The following is an 18,596-nucleotide window of genomic DNA, read 5'->3' as shown; positions in this document are numbered from 1 at the left end:
CAGGGGTGAGGCCATAACTGGTAACTATGGCCAGTGTTAACTGTTAACTGTAGTTGTTACAATAGAACAGGGGGAAAGTGATTAACCCCCCGGTAAAGATAACGTATGCCTTGTGTGTAGTTACAGCAAGGGATTCAAGGGAGGCGTTCATGCAGGCAGGTTGGCGGATAGGATCGATATTTGGTATTCCACTGTATATCGACTCCTCATGGTTTGTCATCGTCGTATTGGTGACATTACTCAATAGTCAGGAATATGTGCAATGGGGAGAACTATTATCCTGGGGCGCAGGTTTAGCAGTGGCGCTGCTGCTGTTTGGTTCTGTTCTTCTCCACGAGTTAGGACACAGCTTGATTGCCAAATCTCAAGGCATTCAGGTCAATTCCATCACCCTATTTTTATTTGGAGGCATTGCTTCCATTGAGAAAGAATCAAAAACACCCGGTCAGGCTTTCCAAGTAGCGATCGCCGGTCCCTTAGTCAGTTTAGCCCTATTTTTTGTACTCACCGCATTAGCCCAAAGTTTACCAGAACCCAACCTAGTGCGAGAAATAGCCCAACGCATCGGGGAAATTAACCTCGTCCTAGCCATATTTAATTTAATACCCGGTTTACCCCTAGACGGTGGACAGGTACTCAAAGCCACAGTTTGGCAGATTACCGGAAGTCGGTTTGCTGGAGTACGTTGGGCAGCCAGAAGCGGACAATTTCTAGGTTGGGGGGCAATTTTCCTAGGTCTATTTGCCCTATTCGCCGCCAGTAACTATAGCGGTCTGTGGATTGCCTTAATTGGTTTGTTCGTTATCCGTAACGCTAGTTCATACTCGCGAATGAGCGATTTGCAGGAAACCTTGCTCAAAATTCAAGCTAGTGATGTGATGAGCCGTGAATTTCGAGTCATTGATGCTGAGATGACCCTGCGACAATTTGCCGATGATTATTTGATTTGTGCCTCGTCCATTCCAGTATTTTTTGCCGCCTCGTCGGGTCGCTATCGGGGATTCGTATCTGTGGACAAGTTGCGAATGATCGAACGTAGTCAATGGGAAACACAGACCTTGAATGATATTGTCACACCCCTAGATCAGTTAATTGCAGTCCCAGAAAAAGCCCTACTGGTGGAAGTAATTAATAAAATGGAATCCCAAGGACTTCCTCGAATCACAGTTTTATCCCCGGCCGGAGCTGTATCAGGCATAATAGATCGTGGGGATGTCGTTAGGGCTGTGGCTAAATATCTAAAAGTTCCTATTCCCGAAGCTAATATTAAACGGATCAAAGAAGATGGTAGTTATCCCCCTGGACTTCCCCTAGATGCGATCGCTAAAACCGCCGCCTCCTACACCGAGAATTGAGGCACAAATTTGGCGATCTGCTCCCATTCAGCCTCAGTTAAGGGTTGGGTGTCTAATTGGATGCCAAAGCGATCGGTAGCCGCCATAATTAAAGCCTCTATGACATCCTGTAATCCCATAGATAACAATGGTGGGGATGCCGGATGAGTCCCAAAGACATGGGATTGTAGATCTGGGTCAGGAGTTAAACGCATAGAGCCATGTTGAAGCACCGCCCGACCTCGACACAGTTGAGCGCTACCAATGAGTTTATAACCCGTCTCTAGGACTAAATCCGCTCCGGTTGCCGTCCCAAAACAGTTAGGATGATGAATATAGCCCCGTCCCGCAGAACCATAATCGAGATTAAATCCTAGCGATCGCCATCCAGTGATTAAAAACTCGCTAATGTGTCGGTAAATTTGCGATCGTGACCCAGACAAACCCGAAGTCACCACCGCATAAGTCAGATCCCCTTGATGCAGCACTCCCCGTCCTCCACTAGGGCGGCGCACCAATTCAATAGGCTGATTGTGCCATTGCAAATTCTGCCAAAATTCCGGCCAGCGCCGTTGATGATAACCCAGAGAAATAGCTACAGGTTGCCAAGTATAAAACCGCAATGTCGAGGGATGACACCCCTGTTCATGTTGTGATAGTAACCAGCTATCTATCGCCATTTGTAGCCGCCCCGAAGCCTCAGTCAGAGGAATTAAACGCCAGACAGAATTATCAGTAGACATAACTAGACCCCCTTTGACAGATTGATGCTGTGCCCATCTCAGAGTTACCCTAGAATTGATTGGGTAGTATGTGCAAAAAAAACCCCCTTCGACTTCGCTTAGGGGGATGTTGCAGAAACCCAAATCGTGATTTGGGCATCCCAGTCTATTTGATGGCCTCTCTCATGTCAAGTCACAGGAATGCCAAATTCCTCTATGAGGATATCGTCATTATCATCGGCGATCGTGGCAACAATGGTAATGACTCGTGATATTTCCCCTGGCGTAATGCCAGCTAAAGTGCGGGTAGTCAGAACCACAACTTGATTATTAGTGATGGCAAAATGGGATTCAAACGTCGAAAGCCAATTCATTTCCAGCAGCCTCTTCATCAGCTGCTCCTCATTTTTGACTGGGAATTGCAGAATAGGAGACCACACTGTTAGCGTATCATCTTCCGTTTCTCCCGTCAGTTGTACAAACACTGTGACACTACCATACTGAAATTTCCAGAGATGGCCTGCGTCACTCTGACCAACCATCACTTTCTGGTCTTGGGCTAAACCCGCAATCACGGTTTCAATTTCTTCAGTGTAGCCAATACTAGAGCGATCGTCAATACTGATGTCGTCAGTCATATGTTCAGGCATAGTGTCCAGGTTAGTCTGATTTGTCGATGTCATAGCAAATCTGTTTATTAAGTGTTCTTGAGCCTCTATTTACTCTATTTAACAGTATCACCTGCTAGAGTGTGCTTCTTGTGAGCGATCCAGTATTTACTCACAAAGTGCTGTTCGGTGCTGATTCCTTCAAATCCTACCTGAGAGAGGCGATCGCTCAAGTCATCCGTAATATAATGGCGATAATAAGGCTCATGGAACATCACCGAAAAATTCTCCATCATCTCCTTAAACTCAGGAGAATCAATAGCCTGAATCGAATCACAAATAACAAATACCCCTCCCGGTTGCAGTACCCGATAAGCCTCCTCAATCACCTTCTGACGCGCTACTGGGGGCAGTTCGTGAAACAAAAACACAGAAGTAATACCATGAAAATAGTTATCCTGATAGGGTAAAGCCTCCCCATTGGCTTGGATTAATTGAGGTAGTTCTCCGGGAATTGGCGATAACAATTGATTAGCCTTGCGTAAATAAGCCGCCGACAAATCTACCCCGTATAAACTAGCCTTGGGAAAAGTAGCTCGGATAAACTTTAAAGTGCGCCCCGTACCACAAGCCACATCTAGCACCCGTAATCCCCTAGCCGAAACACCCTCAAAAGCCTGTAAACCAGCTTTTAGAGGCCCTAATACCCGCCGCCTCATCGCATCTGCGCCACCATTAAACAGGATATCAACTCCCAGATCATACAAATTCGCCGACCAATCACTCAAATAGCCATCAGTCTGATGATGGAAATTCTGGAGGTAGTAACGAGGATAGCCCACCGTATCAATTTCCGGCGAAAATTCTTGATATCGCTTCTGATTAGCGCGTTCTTGCATTTGCAGCATATCCCACCATAACAGGGGATAGTAGCGCAATATATCTTCTATGGGGGTATCAAACAAAATCGAGGTAGGATACAACCCTGTTTGCGCTTCCTGCCAATCGGTTTGATATATTTGCTCCAACGATGCCCGAATTTGGTTAATCACCTCTGGTTTCAGAGGTTGAGGTTTACGCTCTGGGGTCGGTGGTGCTACCATCTCCAGCACTTGATTGCTCAAAGTTTTATGAGCCAAACTTAAAACGCTCTTGCTGTACTGAAACGCCTGATAAGTTAATTGAGTTAAGGGATCTGACATGACCAGTGAAAAATCTCGAAATGTTAAGAATTGTAATTGATTTTAACAATTTTATCGAATCGGGGGGGTTAAACAAAAAATCACCCCCAGAGGGGGGTGACTGGCTAAGTCTCAGAATAGAAGTTCTGAAGATTAGCAATCGTAGTAGAGAGAAAACTCAAACGGGTGAGGACGTAACCGCATGGGGTTAACCTCATTATCGAGTTTGTAGGAAATCCAGTTAGTGATAAAGTCTTCCGTAAACACCCCACAATCGGTGAGGAAGGCATGATCATTTTCCAGAGCTTCGAGAGCCAATTCCAAAGAACCAGGAGTTGAAGGAATCTTGCGGAGTTCTTCAGGAGTGAGATCATAGATATCCACATCCAGAGGTTCGCCGGGGTCAATTTCGTTCTTAATGCCATCAATACCCGCACAGAGCATAGCTGCAAAGGCGAGGTAGGGGTTAGCAGTAGCATCAGGACAGCGGAACTCAAAACGCTTGGCTTTAGGGCTATCTCCAGCCAGAGGAATCCGAACCGAAGCCGAGCGGTTTCCTTGGGAATAAGCCAAGTTAACCGGAGCTTCAAAACCAGGAACCAGACGCTTATAGGAGTTAGTGGTTGGGTTAGTCAGAGCCAACAAAGCCGGAGCGTGTTTGAGAATACCACCGATATAGTGCAAAGCCATTTGGCTCAATCCAGCATAGCCATCTCCTGCAAACAAAGGCTGACCATCTTTCCAGAGTGACTGGTGAGTGTGCATACCAGAACCATTATCGTTAAAAACTGGTTTAGGCATGAAGGTGACGGTTTTGCCGTACTTTTTAGCAACGTTCTTGATGACATATTTGTAAACCATCAAGTTATCAGCAGCTTCTACCAGGGTTCCGAACTTAATACCCAGTTCATTTTGTCCGCCTGTGGCTACTTCGTGGTGATGCTTTTCAATGGGAACCCCACACTGAGCCATGGTTAGCAGCATCTCAGTCCGCAAGTCTTGCATAGTATCTGTGGGGGACACAGGGAAGTAACCCTCTTTATAACGGGGTTTATAGCCTAAGTTACCTCCTGGTTCTTCCCGACCAGAATTCCAACGGCCCTCAATGGAGTCTAAAAAGTAGTAACCAGAGTGTTGATTTTGGTCAAAGCGGACATCATCAAACACAAAAAACTCAGCTTCTGGACCTAAAAAGGCTGTATCGGCAATACCTGTTTCCTTCAAATAGTTAACCGCTTTTTGAGCAATCACCCTGGGACAGCGACTATACCATTCCCCCGTCCGAGGCTCTTTGATGCTACAAATCACGCTCAGGGTCGGTTCCGCCATGAAGGGGTCAAACCAGGCTGTTGTCGGGTCTAGCACCATCATCATATCGGATTCGTTGATGGCTTTCCAACCCCGAATACTGGAACCGTCAAAAGCCACCCCATCGGTGAAGGAAGTTTCATCAATCTGATCGTAGTATACGGTCAAATGCTGCCAGGTTCCTGGCATATCGATAAATTTCAGGTCGATAACTTTAATATCTTGGTCTTGAATCATACTCAAGACTTCTTGGGCTGTCGTGGGCATATATCTCTCCTTAGAATTTCCACTATTTGAGGAGCTTACCAGATTTTCTGACCAAGCACATCTGGCTGATCATAGTGACTTCAATTGATTAAGTTTTGTATTGAGTGCTACACTATGACGCAACCTGGATCAAAATAATTGAAAGATAAAGATATCATAGGGAGATCGACTTGATGCGGGACGCAGTAACGAGCCTGATTAAAAATTACGACATTACCGGGCGGTACTTAGACCGAGATGCCATTGATAGCTTAAAATCCTACTTTGTCACCGGCACGGCACGGGTTCAAGCGGCAGCAACTATCACTGCTAATGCGGCAGAGTTGGTTAAGCAGGCTGCTTCTCAATTGTTCGGCGACCTACCTGAGCTAATTCGCCCGGGTGGAAATGCCTATACAACCCGTCGGTATGCAGCCTGTCTGCGGGACATGGATTATTATCTGCGCTATGCAACTTATGCTTTGGTAGCAGGGGATACAGATGTTCTGGATGAGCGTGTGCTGCAAGGCTTGCGCGAAACTTATAATTCTCTTGGGGTTCCCATTGGTCCAACTGTTGTTGGTATCGGTATCCTGAAAGACTTGGCGACTGAGAAGGTTCAAGCTGCGGGTATTGAAGTGGGCGCATATTTGGAACAGCCCTTTGACCATTTGATTAGTGAATTAAGCGAAACTGACGTTTAACATCATTTTCCAGATTGGGAAAATTTAAGATAAAAAGGGGCGACATTAATAGTATATGTTCGCCTCTTGTTTTTTCGGGGAAAATTAAACGGTGACAAAAAGACCAATTGCTATTGATTTATTTGCGGGCTGTGGTGGAATGTCTCTAGGCTTGGAGGCGGCGGGGTTTGATGTGGCTGTGGCGGTAGAGTTTGATGCTGTTCATTGTTTGGTACATCATTTTAACTTTCCCTACTGTCATACGATATGCGGAGATATATCACAAGTTAAAAGCGCGGAAATTCTGGATCAATTACAATTAAAATATGGACATACGGAAGTTGACTTAATTGCAGGGGGGCCTCCCTGTCAGGGATTTTCCCATATAGGTAAACGTCAACTTGATGACCCGAGAAATTCGCTGGTTTTTGAATATCTCAGAATGATTGCGGAAATTCAGCCTAAATACTTTATTTTTGAAAATGTACCGGGTATCGCTACTGGCAAACATAAACGTTTTTTAGATGAAATAATTACTGAATTTGAAGGGATTGGCTATCAGGTTAAAAAGCCGATTAAAATTCTTGATGCTAGTGAATACGGGGCTCCTCAAAAACGAAAAAGACTAATATTAATCGGCAGTCGATTCGATGTGAAGATGGCTGAATATCCTGCCACAAATAACTCGGAAATTGTCACGGTCTATCAGGCAATATCTGACCTAGAAAAAATAGATCATTTTACTAATTATGATCCAGGAATTTCTCCGGCTTTCCTAGAATATGAAGGCGATCGCAAAAAATATTCATTGGTGCCCAGTGATAGTTTTTCGCTCTGCCATAAACGTAGTATTGAACCTACTGTTTATGGTCATGTTGGGTCGGTTCACACTCCCCTGTCGATCGCTAGATTTGCTAAGACTCCACCGGGTACGATTGAACCGAAAAGCCGATTTTTTAAACTCTCACCTACGGGGTTATGTAATACTCTGAGAGCGGGTACTAATAGCGATAAAGGAGCCTATACAGCACCCCGACCTATTCACTACTCTATCCCTCGATGTATCACTATTAGGGAGGCGGCTAGACTTCACACTTTCCCGGATTGGTTTCAATTTCATCGCACTATATGGCATGGATTTCGGGAAATTGGAAATGCGGTGATTCCGATTCTGGCTAAACAGCTTGGCGGGTCGGTAATTGATGCCCTGGGGATAGATGTTAATGATTTAAAATCAACAACTTTGGCACAAGTGCAGAGAAATTTGTTATCATATAATATCTCTCAGGCATCTACTTATTGGGGAATCCCTGACTATGTGATACCTAAGAGAAAACGATTAAGATAAAATAATTTATTATTGCCAACAAGAGTTAATCTAAAAAGTATTGATTATATGAAACAACGTCTTGATACATTGCTAGTCGATCGCCATTTGTCAGAGTCACGACAACAAGCCCAACGTTTGATTAGGGCGGGGGAGGTAATGGTAAATCGCCAAGTAGTTGATAAACCAGGTACGGAAGTAGATATTTCGGCGACTATAGATGTGAAAGTGCGATCGCCTTATGTATCTCGTGGGGGGGAAAAACTAGCCGAAGCTCTGGATAAATTCGCGATTAATGTTACTGATAGAATCTGTATTGATGGCGGTATTTCGACGGGTGGATTTACGGACTGTCTGCTACAACGTGGGGCTAAACAGGTTTATGGTATTGACGTAGGTTACGGACAGGTAGATTGGCGACTTCGCAATGACAGCCGGGTGATTTTACGGGAACGCACCAACTTCCGCTATCTGACTCGGGAGCAATTATATCACCAAGAGGATTATACTAAAAACAGTTTTGCTGATTTGGGGGTGGTGGATGTATCTTTCATCTCCCTAACCAAGATTCTACCCGCCCTGTGGGAACTACTACAACCTCCACGAGAGGTGGTATTGTTGGTTAAACCTCAATTTGAGGTGGGGAAGGGTCGGGTTGGTAAAAAAGGGGTGGTGCGATCGCCGCTTGATCAAGCCGAGGCAATTTTGGGGGTCGGGTCGAAGGCTGAAAGTATAGGATGGAAGTATAGGGGGTTAACAGCATCGCCGATTCAGGGTCCGGCTGGTAATATTGAATATCTGTTATGGTTATCTGATGAAGGTGAAGCTATCCCCAGTTTAGATGCGATCGCCAAAATGACTGAATTCACTCAAATTCAATTCAAAAATGGTCAAGGAAAAAACTAGATTATCCCAACGTTCAAAACCACCGATTTCACCCATCAAGCGAGGTGCGAGATATCTGATCTGTGCTTTGGCTTATGTGACCTGCGGGGTGATTTTAGTGGCGATCGCTATTTCAATTAAAGTCACCGCCCTCCAGTTAGCCCATAGATTTGTTTATCCGATTTTTGTGTTTGGTGACTTATTAAGAGGGCTAGAAATTATCGAGTTATTAAATTTACTGGTTTTTGCCATACTGGGGATGGGATTGGGATTAGCAACGGGTTTGCTTCCCACCAGAGACAGTCGCCAAATCAGCACCATATTTTTAATCATTTTAGTCCCAGTGATTTTAGCCATTCCCCAATATATTAAATACGATCTATGGATTCAAGACATCTCCAAGCAAGACCAAATTAGTAACAGTCAAGCCATGACCATTGCTGACTCATTTTTAGAACGTCGCATTGGACATCAGGGAGTGTTTGGCTTTTATTTATATACAGGTCAATTTCCGATGATTCCCACCAGACAGTCACAAATGCAGGATTTAGATAGACTGGAAAAACAAGTTAACTCAAAATTTGTCAAAGTCAGCGGTATTCCCCCGACCATAGTTAATTGGTTAATGGGAATTTGCTTCTGGGGAATCAGATTATTTTATTTCTCGGTGGCGGCGATAACCGCTACGGCACATTTTCGGGAAGGTCTCAAAATTGTGGGGAGGTAAAACCCATTGAGTCCCCGCAAGCCGGGGAAAATTAGCTATGATGATCATGGTGGTGGTTAAAGTTGACTGAGATTTGGCTGAATTTACCTCAATTTGGGTGAATACCCCAACCGGAATTGGGGAAAACTAAACTGTAGCAGAATTAACACCCCGCAATCTAACGGTTATTTTATGGCTATTCCTAGTTACCTGATTATTCTGATTGTTGTCCTGGTCATTGTACCATCGGTGATAGCGGTCCTCCTACGAATGGCGCTACACTATTATTTGATTGACCAAGGAAACCAAGTAATTCGACTCATTCACGGACAGCCTCTCAAGAAACCACCTAAAATAGTCAATTATTTAGAAACTCGATTAGCTGAAGCCAGCCAACAATTAGAACAAGTCAACACTCCAGCGATTATTGATCAGGTTTATAGCCAGCAGCGAGTCTTGTTGATTTCCTGCGAACAAATTGAACAATTGGGGCGCATTCTGCCGAATTTATTGCTGTCCTTTGGTTTACTGGGAACTTTTATTGGGATTACGATTAACTTATATTCCCTGAGTCAAACGGTCAGCACCACCAATGTGACTGATATTAGTAGTTTACTCCAGGATATTCAAACACCTTTACAGGGGATGGGAATTGCTTTTACTACGAGTTTGGCGGCGATTTTATTTAGCGCCTTTCTGGTGGTGATTAACTTTATGTTTAATACTAATCTGGCTAAATATCGCTGGATGAGTGCTTTAGAGGACTATCTTGATAATATTTATCAACCGACTCTGAAAGGTCAAACGAAAACGGATAAAATTGTTCAAGAGATGGTGCAGGTATTTGACCAGTTTTTAATCCGTTTTGGTCAAGGTATCCAAACTTCGATAGAGACAGCATTTCGACAAAAAATTGATGAAATTTATGCAACTAATCTGAAAGCTAATCAACTGGCTGAACAGGTTTATAGTAGATTAATTGATGCTTCGGTGACTGTGACGCAAAGTGCTAAGGATTTTCAAATTGCGGGCGATCGCTTTTTGGAAGTAGCCCGTGCTTTTGAGCAAAGCGAGTTCCCCCAACAACTTTCTAATGCTACTATCAACTTAGCCAATACGCAACGGGGTTTTGCTCAATCAGCTTCCGGGTTGTCTACTTCAGTACAATCGGTAGATTTAGCGGTTATTGAACTCCAAAACTATAGCAAACGGCTGATTAAATTTAGTGAACAAATCCAACAAACTAATCAAACGGCATTAAATTTATTAGAAACCCATAATCATAATCAACAATCGTTTAATCATATTATTGAACAGGTGCAAACTGCTTCCCAAGGGTTTCAATTGGCTGTGAATAATCTGGATAGCCTACAACGGCGCATGGTGAATAAAACTGATAATTTGGAGGAAATTCAGGGGGAATTATCGAAGTTGGTGGTGGCTATGCAAACCTACACCCAGGGAGTCAATACAGCAATCAGTGGCGGAGTGGCTGCTAATTATCAAGGGAATTCGATTAATGCAATGGAGTTACAACCAGTGATTTCTGGGTTACAGGAATGTGTGGGTCATCTACAGGACACTAAAAATGAACTTTATCGACTCAGGCATACCATAGAAAGGCAATAATGTCAAGTTTTTTTTAATCGGTAAATAATAAGATTTAAGAGGTGAAAAATATGCGTTATTCCCGTTCTCATCAAACATCAGAAGAGTTTAACTTGTGGCCGTCTTTTACGGATTTAATGGCTAATTCGTTTATGATTTTGAGCCTATTTCTGTTGTTAGCAATTATCAAATCGATATTTATTCAAACGGTTTCTGATGCGACGGCTTCCCGTTCGGAAGAATTACAAATACAAATGTCGGAATTACAAAGTAGACTACAACAGCAAACTACTCAGGTAACGGGACTGCAAGGAGAGGTGGCTAGGCTACAAACTGAACTGAGAAATAGAGGCGATCGCATTATGCAATTACAGGGAGAAGTGGAACGCCTAAAATCTCCACCAGTGATTGTATTGCGAGATTCATCATCACGAACATTTGACTCTGGTAGTGCGGCTATTTCGTTAGAATTAACTGAGTTTATCGATAATCAATTAGTAGCACAAATTAAGGATTTTGCGAAAGATTACGAGGGATATGTGGTAGAAGTAATCGGTCATACTGATGGACAAATTACAGGGGGCGGTTACAGCAACCTAGACCAAGTATTAGAAGAAGTTGCACGCAATAACCAAGCGGTTACTAGCTTAGTTCCTGGTTCTAATGCGGACTTAGGCTTAATGCGGGCTTTAGCAGTGGTGCAAAGATTACAGGAAAATGAAGAATTGCAGTCATTAGGATTAACGTTTAAAGCGTATTCGGCGGCGCAATTATATGAGGCTTCGGGAAATTATGCTGCTATTAACCGCACCTCTGACCCCAGTCGCCGCCGGATCGAAATTCGATTCACTCCCAAAGCTGTGGAACAATAATTAAGGGTCAAAATGGGTTGTACAAGCCCAGACCTGAATTTTACAGTCTCCTTGACCACAGGCGACAATTGAACGCGCCTCAGCTTCAGCCCTATTTACAGACCAAGCTGATCCAATATTAGAGCCATTAGTGGCGATCGCACCACAACCATTTTTAAACCATACCCGTATCTGACAATCAGCCTGTCCGCAGTATTCTAGGGCGTAACGTTGGGCTTGGGCGAGTGTGGGGTAGTCGTGGGAGTAACCCCATTGAGCGGGGTTAGTGGTTGAAGTAGCGATCGCGCCATAATTATCGCGATTTTGGGCAAGAATAGCCCCAGTAGTGATTCCTTCAAGGGCGATCAGAATTAATCCAGTCAGACTCAAACACTTAATCATCGGACTTGTACAGGTAAGAAAATAGTCATGACCTTCCCTTGCTGGGGTCGCTGTCGGACAACTAATTTCCCCCCAAGGGCTTGGAACAGATTTTTAGTGACATTTATATTTAAACTTAGACTACCGGTTTCTGGCTGCACCATCAATACAGGTCCGATAGATTTTAGGGGAGACTTAGGCGCAACTGTAAAGGGGGAATGAGTGTCGTTGTGAGAATGGGACTCTAGCTGCAATTTCAACAACTGTCCGGCGAGTCGTACACCGACTTTAATATGGCTACCAGATGGTAGACTGCGGGTAAAGTTTTCGATCGCCCCGGTTAGCATTTGGTCTAATAAGGTCGGATCACTAACTACAGAGGGTAATTGTTTGGGTAAAATCACCTCTAGGGTATGATTGCGCCCGCTGGCTTGTTTTTGCCATCGTGGTAGTCCGTTTTGGAACACATCTGCTAAACACATGGTGGTTAACTCAACTCCAGCAGTGGTAGGAATTTCGCACGATTGGGGGGGATTTGGGGACATTTCCAATTCTACCGCCCGAAAAATTAGGTTAAAGCGATCGATTTGGATGCTACATTCGCGATCAATGGACTCTAAGCGCTTACGGACTACGTCTGGGTCGAAATTCGGACGCTTCAACAGTAGCCGAGTTAAGGTCAGAATTGTGGTTAAGGGGGTGCGAACTTCATGGGCGATCGCCTGTAATAATTCTGCCTGGGATTGTCTAATAGTGTAGTCTGTCCCGACTGATGACCCAACTGTTAATAGGTTTTCAGATGATTGGGGAACAACTACGGTTTCGGAGGGGTTAGTTTTTGGCTGGGTTGGGCGATCGCATGGTAGGGCGGAGTTTTGCAGCAGCAAACGGCTAAACTGCATGACAGTTTGATAATGGGGTGCGACTGGGGGAAATTGTGAGGCGATCGCATCTAGTTGAGTAATATAATGGTGATCGTGACTGGGGACGGTTGAGGACTGTTTAACCATGCGTTGGCGCAACAGCAACAGCGATCGCTTGACTAGATCTGGATCAAAGGAAAACAAAAACGCCGGATCGTTAGCAGGATTAACCCCCAACACCATCACTAGGCTAAATTCGGCGGTCAAGACTAAACAAAATCTCTCCCCCATAAGTGGATCGTCTCCAGATAAGGGAAAAGCTGACTGAAAGGGTAACTGATTAATTTTTTCTGCACAAACGGGAATATCCCCGTTGTGGGATGCGGGTAATAACCTAAATCCCCGTTGTTTTCCCCATACTGATCCTACAGACCCGAATTGGGATTCACAGGTCAAAATTAGGGTGGTGAAATCACTGGCTAGACGGGGATTCATTAATACGGGAGACGGACCAGAGATGACATAACCACGATGGGAATAAGGGGGGGGAATATCGCTGATCAGTTGATTGTCATTGGTTGATGAAATTCTCGGATATCTGGGGGGGTTCAATTCTAGGAATTGATTTAAGCTACGAATAGCCCCATACCAGTCGGCTTCGGCTTTCTGGTGTGAATAACGGCTGCGATCGCCTATTAGGGCTTCACTAGCTAAAATTTCGCTTAAAGTTGCTACACTAAAATCACTCATAGCTTTCTCTCCATCGTTTCCGATTGATTAGCGCCATTCATATAATTACCCTGACTCTTGAAAATGAAATACTGAATATAGGTTATATGGGTTAACTTATCCTATTTTCAGCATATCTGCTATTATGCTCCAGTAGATTCGTAGAACCGAACCTGTCAGGCGGTAGAAACCGTTCGTTCTCCTATTCCCCTCAGCCAGAACCTACCACTACACTGATTCACTCTACCAACAATTACACTTCTATCAATTTTGACTAAAATTTACCCACCACGACGGATATTAGTAATTCTCAGTATGATTCAATTTAAAAGTCTATTGAATTTCAGCCACAGCTAAGGGTAAGATTTAGGCGATCGCTTGCCAAGTCTTACCCGGTTCTACCTAACCAACAGGTTTTAGAGAGATTTATTTGATAGTCTAAAGTTCCCTATTTGCACATCAAAACCTGGTTAATTAACGGCAATTTTGCCAATTTATCCATCATTAGAATCTTCTAAAATCGGCAGAACTTCATCAACAGGTAAGCCTAAGATTTCGGCGATCGCTTCCGAAGCATAACCCAGGTTATTCAAACGTAGGACAATGTTTCGCGTGATTTCTTCGCGACCTTCCTGGCGACCTTCCTGGCGACCTTCTAGGCGACCTTCCTGGCGACCTTCTAGGCGACCTTCCTGGCGACCTTCCTGGAGACCTTCCTGGAGACCTTCCGTAAAGGCTTCTTGATAGAAACGAGTTTGTTTTAAATCAGTTAATCCTAACATTCTAGCAATCTCCTCGCGACTAGCTTGGGGTAGTTTATAGACTACAATAGTTTCGATTAAATCAATGATATCGCGTCTCAGGGGGGCTGGTGGGAGTATTTGTTGAGCTTGTTCAATCAGTTGTTGGGCTGATGCTATAGCTACAGACTCCGATGCGACTACTAACTTAATGATACCTACCCCTAAGCCGTTTTCGCCTTCCAACTCGTCTAGGTAAATGCGGGTCACTGCTTCGGAGTTGAGAATTTGGCTAAAGTGTTGAGACTTTTCGCGCTCTGTGTTACGGTTAGGGTAAATAACTACAACTCTCCAGGGGTAAGGGGGTTGATACTGTCGCAAATATAGGAAAAGTTCCGCAAAAATCCGATAGTACAGGTCATCGTCCGGTTGAAATTGTACTTCCGTCAGATAAAAGGGTTGGTTAGGGTTGTCGGTACTGGGGAAGAATAACCCATCTAAGCGAAAGGCGAGTTGTTTGACTTCTAGGTTGGTGAATTGATATTGATCAGCTTCTGTGGGAGGAAGGTTCAGCAGTTCAAAGAAGCTGCGCGGGTATTGTTGGAAGATGCGGTAAAATATGCTATCGGTTTTCACTGGCTTATGATGAGATTGGTGATCGGAAATTCATTGAACCCTGGAAAATGGGTTGATATGACTCTAATAATGCTATAGTAGCACCTACTGATTGATAGAAACGAGTTTGTTTTAAATCAGTTAATCCGAACATTCTAGCAATCTCCTCGCGACTAGCTTGGGGTAGTTTATAGACTACAATAAATCAAGGATACCTCCTTACTTTAGGGTGATGTTTTGCTGCTTACGATGCAATCATAACTAAGGGTAAGATGGCGGCGATCGCTTGCCAAGTCTTACCCAGCTCTACCTAACCAACAGGTTTTAGAGAGATTTATTTGATAGTCTAAAGTTCCCTATTTGCACATCAAAACCTGGTTAATTAACGGCAATTTTGCCAATTTATCCATCATTAGAATCTTCTAAAATCGGCAGAATTTCATCAACAGGTAAGCCCAAGATTTCGGCGATCGCTTCCGAAGCATAACCCAGGTTATTCAAACGTAGGACAATGTTTCGCGTGATTTCTTCGCGACCTTCCTGGCGACCTTCTAGGCGACCTTCTAGGCGACCTTCTAGGCGACCTTCCTGGCGACCTTCTAGGCGACCTTCCTGGCGACCTTCCTGGCGACCTTCCTGGCGACCTTCCGTAAAGGCTTCTTGATAGAAACGAGTTTGTTTTAAATCAGTTAATCCTAACATTCTAGCAATCTCCTCGCGACTAGCTTGGGGTAGTTTATAGACTACAATAGTTTCGATTAAATCAATGATATCGCGTCTCAGGGGGGCTGGTGGGAGTATTTGTTGAGCTTGTTCAATCAGTTGTTGGGCTGATGCTATAGCTACAGACTCCGATGCGACTACTAACTTAATGATACCTACCCCTAAGCCGTTTTCGCCTTCCAACTCGTCTAGGTAAATGCGGGTCACTGCTTCCGAGTTGAGAATTTGGCTAAAGTGTTGAGACTTTTCGCGCTCTGTGTTACGGTTAGGGTAAATAACTACAACTCTCCAGGGGTAAGGGGGTTGATACTGTCGCAAATATAGGAAAAGTTCCGCAAAAATCCGATAGTACAGGTCATCGTCCGGTTGAAATTGTACTTCCGTCAGATAAAAGGGTTGGTTAGGGTTGTCGGTACTGGGGAAGAATAACCCATCTAAGCGAAAGGCGAGTTGTTTGACTTCTAGGTTGGTGAATTGATATTGATCAGCTTCTGTGGGAGGAAGGTTCAGCAGTTCAAAGAAGCTGCGCGGGTATTGTTGGAAGATGCGGTAAAATATGCTATCGGTTTTCACTGGCTTATGATGAGATTGGTGATCGGAAATTCATTGAACCCTGGAAAATGGGTTGATATGACTCTAATAATGCTATAGTAGCACCTACTGATTGATAGAAACGAGTTTGTTTTAAATCAGTTAATCCGAACATTCTAGCAATCTCCTCGCGACTAGCTTGGGGTGGTTTATAGACTACAATAAATCAAGGATACCTCCTTACTTTAGGGTGATGTTTTGCTGCTTACGATGCAATCATAACTAAGGGTAAGATGGCGGCGATCGCTTGCCAAGTCTTACCCGGTTCTACCTAACCAACAGGTTTTAGAGAGATTTATTTGATAGTCTAAAGTTCCCTATTTGCACATCAAAACCTGGTTAATTAACGGCAATTTTGCCAATTTATCCATCATTAGAATCTTCTAAAATCGGCAGAACTTCATCAACAGGTAAGCCTAAGATTTCGGCGATCGCTTCCGAAGCATAACCCAGGTTATTCAAACGTAGGACAATGTTTCGCGTGATTTCTTCGCGACCTTCCTGGCGACCTTCCTGGAGACCTTCCTGGAGACCTTCCGTAAAGGCTTCTTGATAGAAACGAGTTTGTTTTAAATCAGTTAATCCTAACATTCTAGCAATCTCCTCGCGACTAGCTTGGGGTAGTTTATAGACTACAATAGTTTCGATTAAATCAATGATATCGCGTCTCAGGGGGGCTGGTGGGAGTATTTGTTGAGCTTGTTCAATCAGTTGTTGGGCTGATGCTATAGCTACAGACTCCGATGCGACTACTAACTTAATGATACCTACCCCTAAGCCGTTTTCGCCTTCCAACTCGTCTAGGTAAATGCGGGTCACTGCTTCGGAGTTGAGAATTTGGCTAAAGTGTTGAGACTTTTCGCGCTCTGTGTTACGGTTAGGGTAAATAACTACAACTCTCCAGGGGTAAGGGGGTTGATACTGTCGCAAATATAGGAAAAGTTCCGCAAAAATCCGATAGTACAGGTCATCGTCCGGTTGAAATTGTACTTCCGTCAGATAAAAGGGTTGGTTAGGGTTGTCGGTACTGGGGAAGAATAACCCATCTAAGCGAAAGGCGAGTTGTTTGACTTCTAGGTTGGTGAATTGATATTGATCAGCTTCTGTGGGAGGAAGGTTCAGCAGTTCAAAGAAGCTGCGCGGGTATTGTTGGAAGATGCGGTAAAATATGCTATCGGTTTTCACTGGCTTATGATGAGATTGGTGATCGGAAATTCATTGAACCCTGGAAAATGGGTTGATATGACTCTAATAATGCTATAGTAGCACCTACTGATTGATAGAAACGAGTTTGTTTTAAATCAGTTAATCCGAACATTCTAGCAATCTCCTCGCGACTAGCTTGGGGTAGTTTATAGACTACAATAAATCAAGGATACCTCCTTACTTTAGGGTGATGTTTTGCTGCTTACGATGCAATCATAACTAAGGGTAAGATGGCGGCGATCGCTTGCCAAGTCTTACCCGGTTCTACCTAACCAACAGGTTTTAGAGAGATTTATTTGATAGTCTAAAGTTCCCTATTTGCACATCAAAACCTGGTTAATTAACGGCAATTTTGCCAATTTATCCATCATTAGAATCTTCTAAAATCGGCAGAACTTCATCAACAGGTAAGCCTAAGATTTCGGCGATCGCTTCCGAAGCATAACCCAGGTTATTCAAACGTAGGACAATGTTTCGCGTGATTTCTTCGCGACCTTCCTGGCGACCTTCCTGGCGACCTTCCTGGCGACCTTCTAGGCGACCTTCCTGGAGACCTTCCGTAAAGGCTTCTTGATAGAAACGAGTTTGTTTTAAATCAGTTAATCCTAACATTCTAGCAATCTCCTCGCGACTAGCTTGGGGTAGTTTATAGACTACAATAGTTTCGATTAAATCAATGATATCGCGTCTCAGGGGGGCTGGTGGGAGTATTTGTTGAGCTTGTTCAATCAGTTGTTGGGCTGATGCTATAGCTACAGACTCCGATGCGACTACTAACTTAATGATACCTACCCCTAAGCCGTTTTCGCCTTCCAACTCGTCTAGGTAAATGCGGGTCACTGCTTCGGAGTTGAGAATTTGGCTAAAGTGTTGAGACTTTTCGCGCTCTGTGTTACGGTTAGGGTAAATAACTACAACTCTCCAGGGGTAAGGGGGTTGATACTGTCGCAAATATAGGAAAAGTTCCGCAAAAATCCGATAGTACAGGTCATCGTCCGGTTGAAATTGTACTTCCGTCAGATAAAAGGGTTGGTTAGGGTTGTCGGTACTGGGGAAGAATAACCCATCTAAGCGAAAGGCGAGTTGTTTGACTTCTAGGTTGGTGAATTGATATTGATCAGCTTCTGTGGGAGGAAGGTTCAGCAGTTCAAAGAAGCTGCGCGGGTATTGTTGGAAGATGCGGTAAAATATGCTATCGGTTTTCACTGGCTTATGATGAGATTGGTGATCGGAAATTCATTGAACCCTGGAAAATGGGTTGATATGACTCTAATAATGCTATAGTAAAA

Annotated in this window: 17 protein-coding genes; 7 read left to right on the top strand and 10 right to left on the bottom strand. The window is 44.0% G+C overall.

What is annotated here, in order from left to right:
* Nucleotides 1–149: 149 nt before the first annotated feature.
* The gene (locus N39L_RS16360) at nt 150–1,355 is read left to right on the top strand and encodes a site-2 protease family protein (protein ID WP_006618334.1); all 1,206 of its coding nucleotides are present in this window, start codon (nt 150–152) and stop codon (nt 1,353–1,355) included.
* Here the strand turns inward: N39L_RS16360 and N39L_RS16355 are convergent.
* The 4 genes from N39L_RS16355 to glnA all read right to left on the bottom strand — a co-directional run bounded on the left by N39L_RS16355 (nt 1,340) and on the right by glnA (nt 5,420).
* Nucleotides 1,340–2,077, bottom strand: coding sequence for a lipoate--protein ligase family protein (locus N39L_RS16355; RefSeq protein ID WP_006618333.1), 738 nt, complete (start codon nt 2,075–2,077; stop codon nt 1,340–1,342). The two genes, N39L_RS16360 and N39L_RS16355, sit on opposite strands and share 16 nt — an antisense overlap.
* Before the next feature lie 167 nt (nt 2,078–2,244).
* Nucleotides 2,245–2,739 carry a YbjN domain-containing protein gene (locus tag N39L_RS16350; protein WP_006618332.1) on the bottom strand — a complete coding sequence of 165 codons (495 nt, stop codon included), beginning with the start codon at nt 2,737–2,739 and terminating at the stop codon, nt 2,245–2,247.
* 41 nt (nt 2,740–2,780) lie between these two features.
* On the bottom strand, nt 2,781–3,866 hold the full coding sequence (locus tag N39L_RS16345; RefSeq protein WP_006618331.1) for a class I SAM-dependent methyltransferase: 1,086 nt from the start codon (nt 3,864–3,866) through the stop codon (nt 2,781–2,783).
* Nucleotides 3,867–3,998: 132 nt separating this feature from the next.
* Nucleotides 3,999–5,420 carry a type I glutamate--ammonia ligase gene (gene glnA, locus N39L_RS16340; protein WP_006618330.1) on the bottom strand — a complete coding sequence of 474 codons (1,422 nt, stop codon included), beginning with the start codon at nt 5,418–5,420 and terminating at the stop codon, nt 3,999–4,001.
* Nucleotides 5,421–5,593: 173 nt separating this feature from the next.
* Between glnA and apcB the strand changes: the two genes are divergently transcribed.
* From apcB to N39L_RS16310, 6 genes are all read left to right on the top strand, one after another.
* Entirely contained in the window at nt 5,594–6,103 is a 510-nt protein-coding gene (gene apcB / locus N39L_RS16335; protein ID WP_006618329.1) for an allophycocyanin subunit beta, read from the top strand.
* A 91-nt stretch (nt 6,104–6,194) separates the two neighbouring features.
* Entirely contained in the window at nt 6,195–7,430 is a 1,236-nt protein-coding gene (locus N39L_RS16330) for a DNA cytosine methyltransferase (RefSeq protein WP_006618328.1), read from the top strand.
* A gap of 48 nt (nt 7,431–7,478) precedes the next feature.
* Nucleotides 7,479–8,315: a TlyA family RNA methyltransferase gene (locus N39L_RS16325; protein ID WP_006618327.1), complete on the top strand. Its 837-nt coding sequence runs from the start codon at nt 7,479–7,481 to the stop codon at nt 8,313–8,315.
* Entirely contained in the window at nt 8,296–9,021 is a 726-nt protein-coding gene (locus N39L_RS16320) for a hypothetical protein (RefSeq protein WP_006618326.1), read from the top strand. The genes N39L_RS16325 and N39L_RS16320 overlap by 20 nt, the downstream gene beginning before the upstream one ends.
* A gap of 171 nt (nt 9,022–9,192) precedes the next feature.
* Nucleotides 9,193–10,629, top strand: coding sequence for a hypothetical protein (locus tag N39L_RS16315; RefSeq protein WP_014275737.1), 1,437 nt, complete (start codon nt 9,193–9,195; stop codon nt 10,627–10,629).
* Between the two features lie 50 nt (nt 10,630–10,679).
* Nucleotides 10,680–11,480, top strand: coding sequence for an OmpA family protein (locus tag N39L_RS16310; RefSeq protein ID WP_006618324.1), 801 nt, complete (start codon nt 10,680–10,682; stop codon nt 11,478–11,480).
* Here N39L_RS16310 and N39L_RS16305 read toward each other — a convergent pair whose 3' ends face one another.
* The 6 genes from N39L_RS16305 to N39L_RS16280 all read right to left on the bottom strand — a co-directional run bounded on the left by N39L_RS16305 (nt 11,481) and on the right by N39L_RS16280 (nt 18,513).
* A complete protein-coding gene (locus N39L_RS16305) occupies nt 11,481–11,861 on the bottom strand; it encodes a DUF4189 domain-containing protein (protein ID WP_006618323.1) in 381 nt (126 codons plus the stop codon). It abuts the gene before it with no gap.
* Complete coding sequence (locus N39L_RS16300; protein WP_006618322.1) at nt 11,858–13,453, bottom strand: histidine kinase dimerization/phospho-acceptor domain-containing protein; 1,596 nt, start codon at nt 13,451–13,453, stop codon at nt 11,858–11,860. Before N39L_RS16300 ends, N39L_RS16305 begins: the two co-directional genes overlap by 4 nt.
* A gap of 473 nt (nt 13,454–13,926) precedes the next feature.
* Nucleotides 13,927–14,808: an Rpn family recombination-promoting nuclease/putative transposase gene (locus N39L_RS16295; protein WP_014275736.1), complete on the bottom strand. Its 882-nt coding sequence runs from the start codon at nt 14,806–14,808 to the stop codon at nt 13,927–13,929.
* Nucleotides 14,809–15,189: 381 nt separating this feature from the next.
* Nucleotides 15,190–16,083, bottom strand: coding sequence for an Rpn family recombination-promoting nuclease/putative transposase (locus N39L_RS16290; protein ID WP_202070387.1), 894 nt, complete (start codon nt 16,081–16,083; stop codon nt 15,190–15,192).
* Nucleotides 16,084–16,464: 381 nt separating this feature from the next.
* Nucleotides 16,465–17,286 carry an Rpn family recombination-promoting nuclease/putative transposase gene (locus N39L_RS16285; RefSeq protein ID WP_014275735.1) on the bottom strand — a complete coding sequence of 274 codons (822 nt, stop codon included), beginning with the start codon at nt 17,284–17,286 and terminating at the stop codon, nt 16,465–16,467.
* A 381-nt stretch (nt 17,287–17,667) separates the two neighbouring features.
* On the bottom strand, nt 17,668–18,513 hold the full coding sequence (locus N39L_RS16280) for an Rpn family recombination-promoting nuclease/putative transposase (protein WP_014275734.1): 846 nt from the start codon (nt 18,511–18,513) through the stop codon (nt 17,668–17,670).
* Nucleotides 18,514–18,596: the final 83 nt, after the last annotated feature.

It is taken from the genome of Limnospira platensis NIES-39 (genome assembly GCF_026000695.1).
Lineage (GTDB): Bacteria > Cyanobacteriota > Cyanobacteriia > Cyanobacteriales > Microcoleaceae > Limnospira > Limnospira platensis.
The sequence above is the reverse complement of the archived record's forward strand: the minus strand, read 5'-3'. Positions and strand labels throughout refer to the sequence as shown.